Source organism: Mucilaginibacter mali (assembly GCF_013283875.1).
GTDB lineage: Bacteria > Bacteroidota > Bacteroidia > Sphingobacteriales > Sphingobacteriaceae > Mucilaginibacter > Mucilaginibacter mali.
In genome coordinates, this window is record NZ_CP054139.1 from 2764929 (window position 1) to 2781997 (window position 17069).

Consider the following 17069-nt stretch of genomic DNA (forward strand, 5'->3'; position numbering starts at 1 on the left):
TTATTTTTAAACATTTCAACTCTTTTGTGCATAATTTTTCTTATTCCCATTAGTTGTAAAACTTTCGTTAATAGCTATTTATATAACAAAAACGGAGTACTTATTGTACTCCGTTTTTGTATTTATTAATCAATAGGCAATATTTAACTATCGCATATATTATTTCCCGTTATTATCATTCAGAAAAACAAACTGGTTATCGAACATATCCAATTTTATTTTGGCGTCTTTATCTACTTTGCCTGCCAAAATTTGTTTAGAAAGTTCGTTCAGGATGCGTTTCTGGATCACCCGTTTCAGCGGCCTTGCACCAAACTGCGGGTCGTAACCTAACTGCGCCAGCCAGTCCAGTGCCTCCTCCGAAGCATCAAGCGTAATGCCCATTTCGGCCAGCGTTTGCTGCACATGGCGGAACTGCAATTTTACGATATCCCCTATCTCGTCCCTGCTTAGCGGGGTAAACATAATGATCTCGTCTATCCTGTTCAAAAACTCGGGGCGGATGGTGCTGCGCAGCAACTCGAACAACTGGTTCTTTGTCCTGGCCATCACTTCTTCCTTATCCTTATCATCAAAATGGGTAAAGTTTTCCTGTATGATGTTCGACCCGATGTTGGATGTCATAATGATGATGGTGTTCTTGAAGTTCACCACGCGGCCCTTGTTATCGGTCAAACGGCCGTCATCCAGCACCTGCAGCAGGATATTAAATACATCCGGGTGAGCCTTTTCGATCTCATCCAACAGGATAACGCTGTAAGGCTTGCGGCGTACTGCTTCGGTCAGCTGACCGCCTTCATCATAACCCACATAGCCCGGAGGCGCGCCGATTAACCTTGATACCGCGTGGCGCTCCTGATATTCAGACATATCTATCCGCACCAGCGCCTGCTCATCGTTAAACAGAAACTCGGCAAGGGCTTTGGCCAGCTCGGTTTTACCAACGCCGGTGGTACCCAAAAATATGAACGAACCTATTGGCTTCCGCTTATCCTGCAAACCGGCACGGCTGCGGCGTATGGCATCGCTAATAGCCTCGATAGCTTCCTCCTGCCCTGCGACACGCTTGTGCAGTTCTTCTTCCAGGTTCAGCAGTTTCTCGCGCTCGCTTTGGATCATTTTACTCACCGGTATACCTGTCCAGCGCGATACCACGCCGGCAATATCATCAGCAGTAACCTCTTCCTTCAGCATGCGGCTGTTCTGTTGATTTTCAAGCAATGCAGCTTTCAGTTTTTCAACCTCCTGCTCGGTCTCTTTTATGCGGCCGTATTCCAATTCTGCTACCTTGCCATAATCACCCGCTCTTTTGGCTTGCTCAGCTTCAAGTTTATAGCTTTCTATCAGCTCCACCTTTTGATTAATGCCATCAACCAGATCTTTTTCGCCCTGCCATTTGGCACGGAGTGAATCACGTTCTGATGACAGATCAGCTATCTCCCGGCTCAGTTCTTTCACACGGTCGTTATCCTTTTCCCGCTTAATCGCCTCGCGCTCAATCTCCAGCTGCATAATCCGGCGATCCAGTTCGTCAACGGCTTCCGGTACCGAATCCATCTCCATCCGCAGTTTAGAAGCGGCCTCGTCCATCAGGTCGATGGCCTTATCAGGCAAAAACCTGTCGGATATATAACGTTGCGACATTTCTACCGCGGCAATGATGGCCTCATCTTTAATACGCACCTTGTGATGGGTTTCGTAACGCTCTTTCAAACCACGTAAAATCGATATGGCATCCAGCGTATCCGGCTCATCTACCAACACCATCTGGAAACGGCGCTCAAGTGCCTTGTCCTTTTCTAAATATTTTTGATACTCGTTTAAAGTAGTGGCACCAATGGCCCTCAGTTCGCCACGGGCCAGGGCAGGTTTCAGGATGTTTGCGGCATCCATAGCGCCTTCGCCACCGCCGGCGCCTACCAGCGTGTGGATCTCATCAATAAACAAAATGATCTCGCCATCGGCCTGGGTAACTTCTTTTACTACGGCCTTCAGGCGTTCTTCAAACTCGCCTTTGTATTTGGCACCGGCTATCAGCGCGCCCATATCAAGCGAGTAAACAGTTTTACTCTTCAGGTTCTCGGGCACATCGCCTTTGATGATACGAAACGCGATACCCTCGGCAATAGCGGTTTTACCTACGCCGGGTTCACCCACCAGTATCGGGTTGTTTTTGGTTCGGCGCGATAAGATCTGGATCACCCTGCGGATCTCATCATCACGGCCGATCACCGGGTCTAACTTGCCCGATTCGGCATATTCGTTCAAATCGCGGGCGTATTTGTTTAATGCGTTATAAGTGGCTTCGGCGTTCTGATCGGTTACCTTACTATCGCCACGCAGTTCTACAATGGCTTTTTTCAGGTCTTTCTCGTTAACACCCATATCCTTCAGGGCGCTGCCGGCCTTATCGCTTACGGCAAGGATACCCAGCAGGATATGCTCTACCGATACAAACTCATCTTTAAATTCCTTTAGATAACCCTGTGCTTTTTGCAAGGCGCTGTTGGCACTGCTTGACAGGTATACATTGCTGCCGCTCACCTTAGGGAACGACGCGATCTGCTGATCCAACTGTTCGTTCAAGCGGTTCAGATTTACGTTAAGCTTTTTAAGCAGATAACTGATCACATTTTCATCAACCAATAATAAGCCTTTCAGCAAGTGCGCATTTTCAATAGCCTGCTGCTGGTTACCTGTGGTGATCTCCGAGGCTTTTTGCACAGCCTCCTGCGCTTTTATGGTAAAATTGTTGAAATTCATAGTACTGTTATCTCATCAAATGCACTGCCAATCAGCAGGATATGAAAAAAAGTCAGGCAAACGCTAAAGTTGTCCGTCAAATTGACAAGCTTGATTAAAAGTACTTGCCATAGTTGCAGTAAAACCGTTTAAAACATCCATATAAATGTTACATGGTGGCCAGTAAACCTTTGGGCGTCAAATCCGTTTAATACTTTAAAAACACCCTTATCAATGAAAAAGTTTTTCATCTCTGCCGCTTCCTTTGCCGTTTTGCTATTTGCAATTGTGGCCTACCTGTTTGGTTTTAAAGAATAGCCTTCTTTTAACATTTGCGCAATTTATTGGGTGCTTATGCCTGTTGTTTTTATTTGGCATGCTAAACAGATTAAAAATTTTATATTTTTGAACGGCCCAAGTTCAGCGCTCCATTGAATATTTATTTTTTTAAAAATATACCTGCCAATAACAGGTCGGCTTTCCGTAAGCACTACACGCTTCAAAACCTGAAGGCGGTGCGTGTGGTCTGTATCGTTTTTTTCGCGCTGAACGCTTTTTTGAGGTTATTTTATTTTGCCGCGCCCAATAATCTTACGCATGCCAACAATTTCCCCGAGTTTAACTTCAGCAACTGGATATACCTGGGCTTAACGCCACTGTTTTATCTTATCACCCGGCAATTACTATCGGCTTTTGATAAAACAAAGAAAGCTACCGGCCTTATGGCCTTCATAGTGATCACGTTCTCCATTTTTCTGCTGTGCGCGGGTATTGTATCCTGTTTTATTGCAAATTTTAGTACACGGGGTAACCTTACGCTATACCTGGTGGCGCTGATCACTGTAAGTGTGATGTGCGTGTTTGAGTACGAGGACACCATCATGCTCACTATCCTTACCGAGCTGATATTTACGGTAGTATTGTTCCTTTGCGAAGCAGACCCGTCAGAGGTGATCTATAGCCAGCTGACATCTATCGTTATCCTTTGCGGATTTTATTTTATATCGCGCTATTTTTACTCGTACAAGGCCAGCCATTTTATGCAGCTGAACGAGATCAGGCGGAAAAATATTGAGATTGAAAAGGCCAGCGATTTTAAGAATGATGTACTGGGCATCGTTGCGCATGATTTGCGCAACCCCATCGCCGCCATTGAATCGATAACGATGATGATGGCGCTGGAAGACCTTGACGAGGAAACCGAAGAAAACATGGACATGATCAAGGCATCATGCGCCAAGGCCCGCTCCATCATCGGCGATTTGCTTGAGGTGGCCAAAAATGAGAACGACCGTCCCTTCGAAACCCAAATGATAGACCTTGCGGCGCTGGTAAAAGGTATCATCGTAACCTGGAAAAGTATGAGTGAGATAAAGAACAATATTATACTCACCGAACACGCCAGCAATGTATACGTGCACCTTAATACCGATAAATTTAACCGGGTGCTGGATAACCTGATCAGCAACGCGTTAAAGTTTTCGAAAGAAAAGGATAACCTGGATATTATTTTAAGCCGCGAGGATGATATGGCCCTGCTGCAGGTGCAGGATCATGGGCTGGGTATCCCAAAGGATATGCTGCCACACATTTTTGAACGATTTACCAAGGCCGGCCGGCAAGGTTTAAAAGGTGAAGCCTCAACCGGATTGGGATTGAGTATTGTTAAACAGATCATCGAGAAGCATGGCGGAAAGATCAGCGTGGATAGTGAAGAAGGTAAGGGCACCTGCTTTAGCATCAGGCTGCCTTTGGCTGGTTGAAAAGTAGAGAATGCCGAATATCGAATGATAAATAACGAATGATAAAGGGTTTTACATTTATTATTTAACATTTATCATTCGATATTAATAACAAGTCAGTTGGCTGGTTTCATAAAGTAATTCACCATATAGCCCCACTCCTCTTTTATCGTACCGTTCCACCAGGTAATGGCCTCCATATCGGGCACCATCTCCAGCCATGATGGCCTGCTAATATTACTGGTGCTAAAGTTGCAGGGATACGGCACCACATCAACCCCGGCATGTTTAAATATCATCAGTGCGCGGCGCATGTGATAGCCTGATGTAATTAACAGATATGGCGGTTTCAACCCGCTTGTCTTTAATATTTCGGCAGAGAACCTGGCGTTCTCCAATGTATTGCGCGATTTGGTCTCCAATACGATAGCACTATCCGGAACGCCAAACTGCTTTAGTTGCCCCTGCACCCAAACTGCTTCCGAAAACTGCCTCGGATTTAAGGTACCGTTACCTCCACTGATCATGATATGTGATACCTTACCTGTTTTTTGTAACCGTACGGCTTGTAAAAAACGCTCGCATGCTGCATTAAAACGTCCGTCTGTAGCGCTGATCTGTGAACTGAAGCCCCCCAATACGATCGCTGCGCTGTAGTGTGCATTATCCGGCAGTTGCGCGGCCGGATACTCCCAAATATGTTCAAAGAGGTTGCAAAGCCAGGTATTGGAGAATATCAGCATTAAAACAACCGCGGATATGGATGTCCATTTACGCAGTTTTTTACGCTTGGTAAACGCGGCTATCAACAGCAAAACAAATATCCAATAAATTGGAAAGATGAGAAAGAGCAATATTTTACTGAGCAGGAAGTACATAGTGCAAGCTGGTTAAGGATGGTACTAATACCGGTTACGCCTCATCTCCCTGATCAGTTGCCTGTTGCGGCGGTTCTCGTAAAAATCGCCGGTTACCAGTATGGCGTGTATCACTCCCGGTATCCAGCCACACAGGGTTAAAATGATATTCAGTATAAGCGTGAACAGCCTGCCGGTGCTTAACACAGCTGCCGGCGGAAATATAATGCATAGAAAGTAGCGCATAAAAACAAATATTGGGTTAGGCTAATATACAAACAGGTGGGTATATTGCATCACACATTTCGCCAAAACAAAAAACATGTCAAACATCAACCTTATTATCGAAGAACGCCCGCGTAATATCGGCAACTTTATGGTGGGCCGCCTGCTGCCATTCCAGGGGAAGCGGATGGTGGGCCCGTTTATTTTTATCGATCACATGGGGCCTGCCGTTTTAGGTCCGGGTCAGAACATGGATATTCCGCCGCATCCGCACATCGGGCTGTCTACCCTCACCTATTTGTTCGAAGGGAATATTAAACATAAAGACAGCCTGGGTACCGATATTGAAATAAAACCCGGCCAGGTAAACTGGATGACCGCCGGCAAGGGCATCGTTCACAGCGAACGCACGCCCGATAACCTGCGCCAAAGCAATAAAACCCTGCACGGCCTGCAAATATGGGTGGCGCTGCCAAAGGACCTGGAAGAGATGGCCCCGACGTTTTACCACGCTAACGAAGAAGACCTGCCCAAGTGGGAAACCGATGGCGTAAGCTATACCTTAGTGGCCGGCACCATCGCCGGCAAAACATCACCGGTGCCGGTTTACAGCAAGCTATATTACCTGGAGTTGAAAAGCCCGGCCCGCCAAAGCATTAAATTAGGCGAACACCTTTACGGCGAGGTTGGCCTGTATATATTAGAAGGCAGCATCGAAAGTGAAGGTACCACTTTTGGCCCTAAGGAATTACTGGTGGCTAAAGAAAGCCAGCTTTGCGAATTTACCATGAACCCGGGTACTACTATTTACTTCTTTGGCGGTGAGCCCTTCCCCGAGGAGCGCTTTATTTACTGGAACTTTGTAAGTACCGATCACGACCGTATTGAGCAGGCCAAAGCCCGCTGGCAGGCGCAGGAGTTTGGCCAGGTACCCGGAGAGACGGAGTTTGTGCCGCTGCCTGCTGAGAATGTGAATTTGAAGGCGCATAAGTAGCCACTCTCTATCCGTCATGCTGAGCGATAGCGAAACATGACATATATGTTTTTCCGCTGAAGCCTCACCCTGCCCTCTCCAGAGGAGAGGGTTCCAAAGTCTCCCCCTTTGGGGGAGATTTAGAGGGGGCTTTCATCGGCATGTCATAAAAACCATTAGAGGCCGCCGGGATTATATCGCTCAACATGACGATCCCAGGTATAAAAAAGCCCCGGCAGGAATAATTCCAGCCGGGGTTAACGTTTAATTATATGTTGATTTCCGGGGAATCTTACTTAATCGTAGTCGCCTTTACAAATACGCCCGAGGCATCAAACTGTACCGCGTAGCGTGTACCGCTGGCGTCTATCAGCACCACGTATTTAGATACCACGCCGCTTACCTTTTCTACAAAAGCCTTATCGAACACATAACCGGCATAGGTAGCGCTCAGGTAAGTATTGATAGCGGCCGGCAGGTTAGCCTGCAATACCGGGGTTTTGATTGGCCTTGGATACAACTGCACTCTTTTGCTAAACACCAGTTTAGAGGTGAACGAGGTTGCGAACAAGCCCTTATTAGCGCTGAATACAATATAGCTGGTATCCTTAGTTACCACTGCATGTAGTAAGGTATCGGTAGCATAATTGGCAGTGAAGTAACTTTTGATGGTGGCCGGCAACGCGCTTAGGGCAATAGTATCAGGGTGCATACCGTTGCGGTTATCAAAGCGGCCGCCCGGGTGCCAGCCTGGTCCGTCGTGATCGGCGCGCTCGCGTTGTTCAAGCACGGCTACAAAGGTGCCGCTGGCGTCAAATTTTAACCCAACCGGTTTGCTGTTATAATTGATAGCTACCACGTAGCCGGTAACAGTGCCACTCTTATCGGTAACCTTAAATGCCTTTTGGAAGGTATAGCCCGAATAGTTGGTAGTTAAATAAGTGGTAATGCTTGCAGACAAGGCGCTGAACGCAACCGTATCCGGGCGTTTTCCGGCCGGGCAGGCATTCATCAGGAATAGCGAATCTTTAGTGGCTGCCGTAGTGGTTGTACTGCTGCTCGATGTAGCCGCGATAAGCAGATCGCCGTTGGTGGTGGCGGTTACCGTTGATGCCGATTTGCTGCTGCCAGTGCTTAAAGACGATACCGCCTCCTTGTTACATGAACTCAGCGCAAATACAACAGCGGCCGATGCAGCCAGTGTGTAATAGATGGTAATTAACTTTTTCATTGCTCTTAATTTTTAATTGGGTATTAAATCTGAAATGAAATTAAGGAGGCTGATGCAAAGCCGCAGCATTGTATCGGTGAATGGCGGGGATGTGTGGATTAACGACTGTTTTAAACCAACAACAGCAACATTTTAGTTACAAACAAATACCAAATTTATTTCTTATCAACTTTGCTTATTATTATTGCGTTTTAGAAAAATGTCGGTGTCAGCGTTTAAATATTTCCTTGTTTTTGCCATGTTTATGTTTGTGGCGAAGCCTTTTGTGGGGTATACCTTGCGCTATCAGCATTATTTTCGTAAAACCCATCACCGTGCAAGTATACTGGTAAAATCGTTCACCAAGCGCAAGCTGGAGCATAACGAAGACAGCGAGTTTAGTCTCGCCGGTATCCAAAAGCGCCTCGCCGATCCCACCCTGCCATCGTTATTATTATTTACAGCCGCTCTCGCCTTTATATTACCTGCTATACTTAATGCCGGTAAAAACATCACCTCGGGTTTTATAGCCCATATTAAACTGCACCTGGCTCAGTCACAGGCACGCTACCTGCTGGTGGGGCAACTTATTATTTGATCCATCATTCTGTTTAAATAATCAACCATAACTCCCCTGCCGGGTGTGTATGGCTATTCTATTTATTCCTGATTTTTTTAAAACATCATTTAACAGAATGCAATATTTCAAACGATATTGCTGCCTGGGTTTATTACTGCTAATTGCAGTTTGCGCCCATGCGCAGCAAGGCCCTGCCCCGGTTTCTCTAAAGGAAATTTTAAGCAGGGTTGATAAAAATGCCCCTACGCTCTTAACCGATTCGGTTGCCATTGCCATTAAAAAGGCCCAGGCCACCGAAACCCGCAACAACTGGCTGCCCAACTTAAAGCTAAATTACCAGGCCGATGTGGGCACCAATAACAATACCGCCGGGCCTTACTTTGGCTTCGGCATTGTGCCATCAAACACCAGCGGGGTGCGCGCCCAAAGCAATACCAGCACAGCACTGGTAAATTTAGGTATCGCCGCCTTTGATTGGGAAGCCTACAACTTTGGCGCCTACGCCGCGCAAAACAAGGTGGCGGGGGCAGAAGTAACCGTCGAAGAAAACCAGTTCCAGCGCTCGCGATATCAGTTACAAGGTTATGTCATTGGCGCCTACCTGCAACTCATCAGGTTACAAGATTACTTAACTATCCAATCGCGTAATATCGAACGCGACCAGCAGATCAGGCGGTCTATCCAATCGCTGGCAAAAAGCGGCCTGCGGCCCGGTGTGGATACCAGTATTGCCGAAGCCGAACTTTCCAAAGCGCGCCTCACCTATATCGAACTGAATAACCAGTACAAACAGGTACAGTTGCAGTTGGGCAATATCAGCGGGATCGATTACCGGAACATCATCCCCGATACGCTTTCGGCGGCCAAACTGGTTACGCAAGCCACGATGCCGGCATTGATCACGCCAGATACGGCCAACCATCCCGCTATTAACTATTACCGGTCGGTATTGCAAAGCAGTTTACAAAAAGAAGAACTGGTTAAAAAGCAATACAACCCAAAAATACTGTTGGAAGCGGCAGCCTGGGGACGGGGATCGAGCATCAGTAACGATCACTTTAACAACCTTTCCAGCGGCTGGGGTTTTGACAGGAATAACTACCTGGTGGGCGTTGGTATATCCTATAACCTGTTCGATCTGCGCCGTAAGCAACTAAAGCTAAGCACGCAAAAGGTAGCTACCGATTACGCGTCGCGGAAACTGGACGAACAAAAATCGTTGCTGGCATTAAGCATTAACCAGGCCGATGCCGAATTGAGCACCGCACGGTTACGGTTACAGGAGATCCCTAACCAGTTACAGGCGGCCAACAGGGGTTACCGGCAAAAACTATCGCTATACCGCAGTGGGTTGACCGACATCATCGAGCTAAACGCCGCCCTCAACATCCTGTACCGTGCCGAAACCGATTACGCGCAGGCTAAATACGCTTATATCAGCGCGCTGTTTCAAAAGGCGGTTACCGGCAACCAGGTTGGTTCAGTTTTAAACCTATTAAACTAAATTCCGAATGTCTATAGTTACATCCGCGCTTAAACGACCTATCACGGTGGTGGTGATCACCCTCAGCCTGATGATATTTGCCGTGTTAAGCGCCCTCAATATCCCAATTGATATTTTCCCGCAGTTAAACCTGCCAACGATCTACGTGATCGAATCGTACGGCGGCATGTCGCCGCAGCAAATGGAGGGCTTTTTCAGTACCCGTTTGCAGGATCAGTTCCTGTATGTAAACGGTATCAAAAACATCACTACCAAAAACATACAGGGGCTAACGATGCTTAAGATCAGCTTTTACGAAAGCACCAATATGGCCGAAGCACAGGCACAAGTAGCCCTGCAGGTAAACCGCGCCATGAAATTCTTTCCGCCCGGGGCGTTGCCGCCGCAAGTGATCCGGTACGATGCCTCATCGTTGCCGGTGGGCCAGCTTGTGATGTCGGCTCCCGGGCGTAGTTTAAAGGAGATCTACGATATGGCGGCCACCCGCATCAGGCCCATGTTCGCTTCGGTGCCGGGGCTTTCTGCACCGCCGCCGTTCGGGGCTAACTCGCGTTCCATCACGGTAAGTGTCGACCCCAATAAATTGCGCAGCTACGAGTTAACACCTGATCAGGTGGTTGAGGCGCTGGCCAAATTCAACGCCATGTCGCCATCGGGTAATTTGCGTATCGATAATACCATGTTCACCACCACCATCAATTCGCTGGTGAAGAAATCGGCGGAGTTTGGCGATATTCCCATTAAAACTAAGAACGGTGTATCGGTATTTGTAAAAGACGTGGCCCGCGTGGCCGACGCGTCGGATATCACGGTCGATTACGCTTTGATCAACGGCAAGCGGTCGGTTTATATCCCCATCGTAAAAACAGCCGATGCCTCTACCTGGTCGGTGGTGCAGGGCTTGAAAAGCAAACTGCCCGAAATGCAGAGCCTGCTGCCCGATGATATCAAGGTATCGTACGAGTTTGACCAATCGGTATTTGTGATCAACGCTGTAAAAAGCCTGATGACCGAGGGCGGTTTAGGCGCCCTCCTAACCGGTTTAATGGTACTGCTCTTCCTGCGCGACTGGCGGAGTAGTTTGATCGTAGTGATTACCATCCCCGTATCTATTTTATTGGGTGTGATGCTGCTGGGCATGTTTGGCCAAACCATCAATATCATGACATTGAGCGGCCTGGCGCTGGCCATCGGTATCCTTGTCGACCAGGCTACGGTAACTATCGAGAACATCCACCAACATTTGGAGATGGGCAAAAGCAAACGCCTGGCCATTTACGATGCCTGCGAAGAGATATCGTTCCCGCTGCTACTGATATTGCTTTGTATCCTGGCGGTATTCGCGCCATCGTTCCTGATGAATGGCGTGCCGAGGGCGATGTTCCTGCCGCTATCCATGTCAATCGGGTTGACGATGATCGTATCGTACATCCTTGCGCAAACCTTAGTGCCGATTATGAGTAACTGGCTTATTAAGGCCGAGCAATACCAACACTATCACCACGGCGAACTGCACGCCCATGCCGGCGAGGCGCTTAACCGGCCGGAGGAGATACAAGTTAATACCCATCTTCAAAACGAACAGCAGCATCCCGAAAAGAACGACCTGTTCGAGCGGGTAAAAATGCGCTTTATGGCCATCATTACCCGATGGATGCCAAATAAGAAGTGGATCATCCCGGTATATCTTGTTGTGGTTGTGGTATTGGCGGGTGTCGGCTTCGCCATCATTGGTAAGGATATGATGCCTAAGCTGAACAACGGGCAGTTCCTTATCCGCATTAAAGCACCCGATGGCACGCGCCTGGAGCGTACCGAAGACAAGTTTAAACAGGTACTGGATATCATCGATAAAACGGTTGATCATCACGTAGAGATCAGTTCGGGTTATGTAGGTATCATCCCCAGTAGTTATGGCAGCAGTAACCTGTATATCTTCAATACCGGCACGCACGAGGCTGTGTTACAGGTGAAACTGGATGAGAGCTACCACATGAATATGGACGAACTGAAAGATGCCCTGCGCAAAAACATCGCCCATGCCATGCCCGACCTGCGCATCACCTTCGAGCCCATTGACATGACCGAAAAGATCATGAGCCAGGGCGCGGCTACACCGATAGAACTGCGCGTGGCCGGCAAGGATATGGCACAGATTGAGGATTATGCCAACAAGGCCGTAGCCAAATTTAAGCAGATCCCTTACCTGCGCGATGTGCAAATCGTTCAGCCATTGAAAATTCCGGTGATAGCCGTAACGCTGGACAGGCAAAAGGTATCGCAATTTGGATTGAATGTGACCGATATCGCACGTTCGGTAACAGCCAGTACTTCATCCAGCCGCTTTACCGAGAAGAACCAATGGTTGGACGAGGATAAGCAATACACCTACCAGGTGCAGGTGCAAATACCCGAATACACCATGAACACCATGGATGAGTTAAAGGAGATCCCCCTGTTAAAAGGCCAAAGTACCCCTACCCTTGCCGATGTGGCCACCTTTAAAACCACCTATGCCCCCGGCGAATACGACCGCACCGGCCCGCGCCGCTTTTTAACCGTGAGCGCCAATATTTATAAAAAAGATTTGGGTACCGCCACGGCCGATGTACAAAAGGCCATTAAAACCATCGGTACACCGCCAAAGGGATTAGTAGCCGATTTAAAGGGTATGACAAACTTGCTTACCGAAACCATGAGCAGTTTGCAAAGCGGTTTGGGTTTCGCCGTATTGGTGATCTTCCTGTTGCTGGCGGCTAATTACCAATCGTTCAAGTTATCGCTGACGGTATTATCAACCGTACCGGCGGTTATCCTGGGTTCGTTGACGGCTTTGTTGCTTACGGGTTCTACACTCAATTTGCAATCGTACATGGGCATGATCATGTCGACAGGGGTATCGGTAGCCAATGCTATTCTTATCGTTACCAATGGCGAGAAGTTGCGGTTGGAATTTAAGGATGCCACCCGCGCGTCCATCACCAGCGCCGCTATCCGTTTAAGGCCCATCCTGATGACCAGCTTAGCCATGATGGCGGGGATGATCCCCATGGCATCGGGCCTGGGCGAAGCGGGTGAACAAACGGCGCCGCTGGGCAGGGCGGTTATCGGTGGGTTGTTCGCATCAACCCTGGCGGCTTTATTTATACTGCCGCTGGTATTTGCCTGGGTGCAGGATAAAACCACCTACGTGTCCCCATCGCTAATGCCCGAAGACGAAACATTTACCGAAACCTTAACAGCATAAAAACATGAACATCAAATTCAATAAATCCGACAATGAGGCCAATGGCCCGGCAAGCGGAAAAACATTACATCATATGGTTAAGATAGTACCGCCCCAACAACACCGCTCCGGGCACCGCTTCAATATGGAGTTTATTAAACGGTCGAAGCTGAGCGCCTTATGCATCGCTGCCACATGCCTGTTAGCTGCCTGTGGAGGCAACCAAAAGCCGGTTGACCTTACCGAAAACAAGAGCGCTGCACCGAAGAAATATGAAACAGGAACCATTGCCGAAAAGACGCTTTCCAGCTATGCCCGCCTGCCCGGACAACTGAACCCTTTTAACGAGGTAAACCTGTTCCCCAAAGTAAACGGTTTTGTGAAGCAAATTTATGTCGACCGCGGATCAGAAGTAAGAAAGGGACAATTGCTGCTCACGCTGGAAGCGCCCGAAATGGAATCGCAACTACAGGCCGCCAACTCGCGCTACCTGCAGGCACAGGAAACGGCCAATGCCAGCAAGGAGAAATATGCCCGCCTAAAACAGGCCGCGCAGGAACCCGGTTCGGTATCGCCATTGGATCTGGATAATGCCCTAACCCGTATGAAAGCCGATAATGCTATCGCCCAGGCCGAACGCTCGAATGTAGAATCGGTAAAAACGGTGCAGGGCTACCTCCGCATTTATGCACCTTTCGACGGCACCATCGTTCAGCGTAATGTATCACCGGGCGCGCTGGTAGCCCCCGGCAAGGCCACCGACCAGCCCATGCTGGTATTACAGGATACCCGCAAACTTCGCCTTGAAGTGGCTATACCCGAAGATTATGTAGACAAGGTTGATCTGAAGCAAGCTGTTACCTTCAGCTTTAATGCCATCCCGGGAGTGGATCATACGGCAAAGATCAGCCGGTCGGCAAACAGCTTGGGCGGCATGCGCTCGGAGGCTATTGAGATTGATGTGATGAATAACAACAGCCAATTAAAACCCGGGATGTATGCCGAGGTGAAGATCCCGATGGTGTCGGGCGCCAAATCATTACTGGTACCCAATGGCGCCATTGTACGCTCTACCGAGCGGAAATATGTGATTGTGGTAAAAGATGGCAAGGCCGCGTTAACAGATATTAAAGATGGCATGACCGGCAAAGATTCGACCGAAATTTTTGGCAACCTGAAAGCCGGCGACAAAATTGTACTTAATGCTAACGATGAGTTGAAGAATGGGGATGCGGTGAAGTAAGCTTTCTGCAATACACTTACCGCAAAACATAAAGATAAAAACTGCAGGCGCGAGGCCTGTACACTGTATATAACATATGCGGTTTTTACAGTGAGCGATGGGCATTACGCCCATCGCTGTTTTATATGAATTGCATCACTCCTCTTTATTGCTTCAAGTAAGCCGATAGCTCATCAATAAGATCGGTGCCGATAATATCTGCTTTCAATTTGATAAGCGATGACCATCCTGCCTTATTATCCGGCGCGTCCCAAAAGCGGATGGGTTTGCCCAGGCTATGCACGCTGTCTATTACGTGCTTTATTCGTTGCTCATCTTTCAAAGGGATCGCTCCTACACCTTTCCATTTTGAATAAAGCGAATATTGGAGGCTCACCTGCCCTATTTTTTTCAATTGTTCGGCCGTGTAAGTATGGCGCAGATCCTCGTCAAAGTAAATATAATCGGGATAGTTGGCAAATTCGGTCGGTGGCGGTCGGTTACCGCTGATGAGGATGAGCAGGCGGCCATCCTTTTTATCGGTTTTGCAATATTTGCGCAGGGGTTTCAGTTCTTCCAGCAGCACCGGCATTTCGTACCAGTAATCCTCCTTAACATCTATCAGCAAGGTTAAACGGCGACCGGTATCTTTTTTCAACGATTCCTTTATCGGATCGAGATACATCCCTTTCAGCGTACGATCAGGGTTGACGCTTTTCAGCTCGTGCGCAACCAGCAAGTGCCCATTCTTCAGGAAAATATCGGCCTCGATAGCGCCAAAGCCCGCCCCGTAAGCATGGGTGAAGGGTGCTGCCTGCATATAATCGTTATGCGAATGGGCATTTATAGCCGCATAGCCACTTTGCGCGGATGTGATTTTTGTAATAACAATAGCAGCTACCAGTACCAGCAGCTTCGACAGGATTTTCATGGATACAAGTATAGGCGATATTTTTATTTGCGGGATGTGCGGTGGTTTAAATGTTTGTTAAATGTGGGGCTTAAGAAAGTTCCCTCCCTCCGGGATCTACCGTGCGCCCACATTTTTTATTAAAATCAAATTGTCATTTCGAATCCTTAGCGGGGAGGGAATAGCCGGGCAAGGGTGAGAAATCTTATACGCGCAGCCGGCTTCACGTATAAGATTTTTTGCCTACGGTCAAGAGATAGTTCTCTTTCGCTCCATACCGCTTTCCCCTCGCTGCTCTATCGTATTATAGGTGGGAAGATGTGGGACACGGTAGCTCTGGGAGGGTGCGTTAGGTCTGTGTTGTGGCAGGGAGGGGTTTGGCCACGATGTGATACTGAATAACCCCTCCATACGCCCTCCCGTTGGGAGGGAATCGCACAATCCTCCGCACCTATACGCTAAATGACAGCGAAGCGTAATGACCTAAATCAAAACGCCTCATTCAAATTCAGGAAAAACCCCCGGTTACCAAACTTGCCGAAAGCGTAATCCAAAGCCAGATTAGTGCGTGTAGCTTTGTTAAACAACACCCGAAGGCCGCCGCCATAACCAGGCTGAAAGGTTTGGAACAGTTTAGTCCCCTGCAGATCGTTAGCAGTTTGCAGGCTGCCGAAAACTACCCCGCTGATAAACTTATTGGCCAGGATGGGGAAGCGGAACTCGGCCTCGGTATCATTAAACTGTGTGCCTTTAAAGTATTGGGCGGTGTACCCCCTGCCGCTTTTAAACTGGCCATCGCGGGCCGTGCCGGGTAGTTCAAGATAAGGGATAGCGCCGCTGATGAGGTAGTTACCCCAGTTCCAAAAGGCCAGCACGGTTTCGGGACTTGAGGCAGACAGGCTAATGTACTTACGCAGATCGGTGGTGAATTGCAGGGCATTTTTGGTACTGCCTATCCAGGTTTGGTTGGCGCGGATACCGGCATCAAAGTAGATGCCCTTGTAAGCCCGGTTCTGGTTATCGCGCGTGGTGTACTGCACATTAAACAGGAAACCATTTGCCGAGTAATGATCCTGCGGGAAACCAAAGCGTGTATTATAAATACCCGATGGTGTGATGTTATTGGCAGCTACATCGCCGGTTTGGATGTTACGCCGCACCTCGAACGACATGCCCGCGCCTAAAAACAGGTTATCCTGCACTTGTTTATACACCTTTTCGCGCAGATTAAAATAGAGGGAATGGATAGCATAACCCTTATGCGTTGGATTGGCCAATACCACATCGCCCGGTGCACCGCTATTGCTACCGGCACCTATACCAAAGCCATGATCGGGACTGACGGTTTTGGCCGCTACGATATTGCCCTGCAAGTTCCATTTATTGCCGGGTGTAAAAACGTTGTGGTTTACATAAAAATAAATAATGCCTTTGGTAGTGATAGACGCCGAAGTAGCCGCCACAGACATCAGCGTACGCGGATCATCGCCCAGTTTACGGCCGGCCACCGCCTTAATGCCGAGTTGCGCGCCGATGGTAGGGTTAGCCGCCACATTGGGCACCACCGTTATCCCCGAGCTTTTATGCAGGCTGTCAGGTCCTTTGCCCGGATGAAACAGGTTGCGGGCAAGATCACCAACATCGTACTGATAACTGGTATTTTCGATAGCCTGCTTGTGCTTAAGTATCCGCAGAGAATCGGCTTTTAACGAATCGGCCGGGGCAACTACCTGCGCGTGAGCAAGTGTGCAAAAGCTTATCAATGATACAATCAGCAGGCTTTTTATAAGTGTGGCTTTGCTAATAACAAAGCGGAGATCATAACAGTTAGTATACACAGTCCTTTACATTTGTGGGGTACGAACTATGTTTAAACCT

12 protein-coding genes are annotated in these 17069 nt (G+C 48.3%); 6 read left to right on the forward strand and 6 right to left on the reverse strand.

The window, feature by feature from the left end:
- Positions 1-159 precede the first annotated feature (159 nt).
- Positions 160-2763 (reverse strand): ATP-dependent chaperone ClpB, encoded by a 2604-nt coding sequence (gene clpB, locus HQ865_RS11675; protein WP_173415063.1) that lies wholly within the window; start codon positions 2761-2763, stop codon positions 160-162.
- Positions 2764-3173: 410 nt separating this feature from the next.
- Between clpB and HQ865_RS11680 the strand changes: the two genes are divergently transcribed.
- Entirely contained in the window at positions 3174-4505 is a 1332-nt protein-coding gene (locus HQ865_RS11680) for a sensor histidine kinase (RefSeq protein WP_173415064.1), read from the forward strand.
- 95 nt (positions 4506-4600) lie between these two features.
- Here HQ865_RS11680 and HQ865_RS11685 read toward each other — a convergent pair whose 3' ends face one another.
- Together HQ865_RS11685 and HQ865_RS11690 are read right to left on the reverse strand one after the other, a co-directional pair.
- The gene (locus HQ865_RS11685; RefSeq protein WP_173415065.1) at positions 4601-5362 is read right to left on the reverse strand and encodes a YdcF family protein; all 762 of its coding nucleotides are present in this window, start codon (positions 5360-5362) and stop codon (positions 4601-4603) included.
- Between the two features lie 24 nt (positions 5363-5386).
- Positions 5387-5587: a YqaE/Pmp3 family membrane protein gene (locus HQ865_RS11690; RefSeq protein WP_173415066.1), complete on the reverse strand. Its 201-nt coding sequence runs from the start codon at positions 5585-5587 to the stop codon at positions 5387-5389.
- Between the two features lie 76 nt (positions 5588-5663).
- Here HQ865_RS11690 and HQ865_RS11695 point away from each other — a divergent pair, with 76 nt between their 5' ends.
- Positions 5664-6560: a pirin family protein gene (locus tag HQ865_RS11695; RefSeq protein ID WP_173415067.1), complete on the forward strand. Its 897-nt coding sequence runs from the start codon at positions 5664-5666 to the stop codon at positions 6558-6560.
- A 271-nt stretch (positions 6561-6831) separates the two neighbouring features.
- On the opposite strand, the gene HQ865_RS11700 is transcribed toward HQ865_RS11695, so the two are convergent.
- Positions 6832-7770 carry a PepSY-like domain-containing protein gene (locus HQ865_RS11700; RefSeq protein ID WP_173415068.1) on the reverse strand — a complete coding sequence of 313 codons (939 nt, stop codon included), beginning with the start codon at positions 7768-7770 and terminating at the stop codon, positions 6832-6834.
- A gap of 199 nt (positions 7771-7969) precedes the next feature.
- On the opposite strand from HQ865_RS11700, the gene HQ865_RS11705 reads away from it, so the two are divergent.
- From HQ865_RS11705 to HQ865_RS11720, 4 genes are all read left to right on the forward strand, one after another.
- Positions 7970-8347, forward strand: a complete 378-nt coding sequence (locus HQ865_RS11705; RefSeq protein WP_173415069.1) for a hypothetical protein — start codon at positions 7970-7972, stop codon at positions 8345-8347.
- Positions 8348-8444: 97 nt separating this feature from the next.
- Positions 8445-9833, forward strand: a complete 1389-nt coding sequence (locus HQ865_RS11710) for a TolC family protein (RefSeq protein ID WP_173415070.1) — start codon at positions 8445-8447, stop codon at positions 9831-9833.
- A gap of 7 nt (positions 9834-9840) precedes the next feature.
- Entirely contained in the window at positions 9841-13080 is a 3240-nt protein-coding gene (locus tag HQ865_RS11715) for an efflux RND transporter permease subunit (RefSeq protein ID WP_173415071.1), read from the forward strand.
- A 4-nt stretch (positions 13081-13084) separates the two neighbouring features.
- The gene (locus HQ865_RS11720; RefSeq protein WP_237073794.1) at positions 13085-14302 is read left to right on the forward strand and encodes an efflux RND transporter periplasmic adaptor subunit; all 1218 of its coding nucleotides are present in this window, start codon (positions 13085-13087) and stop codon (positions 14300-14302) included.
- A gap of 145 nt (positions 14303-14447) precedes the next feature.
- Here HQ865_RS11720 and HQ865_RS11725 read toward each other — a convergent pair whose 3' ends face one another.
- Positions 14448-15212 (reverse strand): PI-PLC domain-containing protein, encoded by a 765-nt coding sequence (locus HQ865_RS11725; RefSeq protein WP_173415072.1) that lies wholly within the window; start codon positions 15210-15212, stop codon positions 14448-14450.
- A gap of 467 nt (positions 15213-15679) precedes the next feature.
- Positions 15680-16954 carry a BamA/TamA family outer membrane protein gene (locus tag HQ865_RS11730; RefSeq protein ID WP_237073795.1) on the reverse strand — a complete coding sequence of 425 codons (1275 nt, stop codon included), beginning with the start codon at positions 16952-16954 and terminating at the stop codon, positions 15680-15682.
- Between the last annotated feature and the right edge of the window lie 115 nt (positions 16955-17069).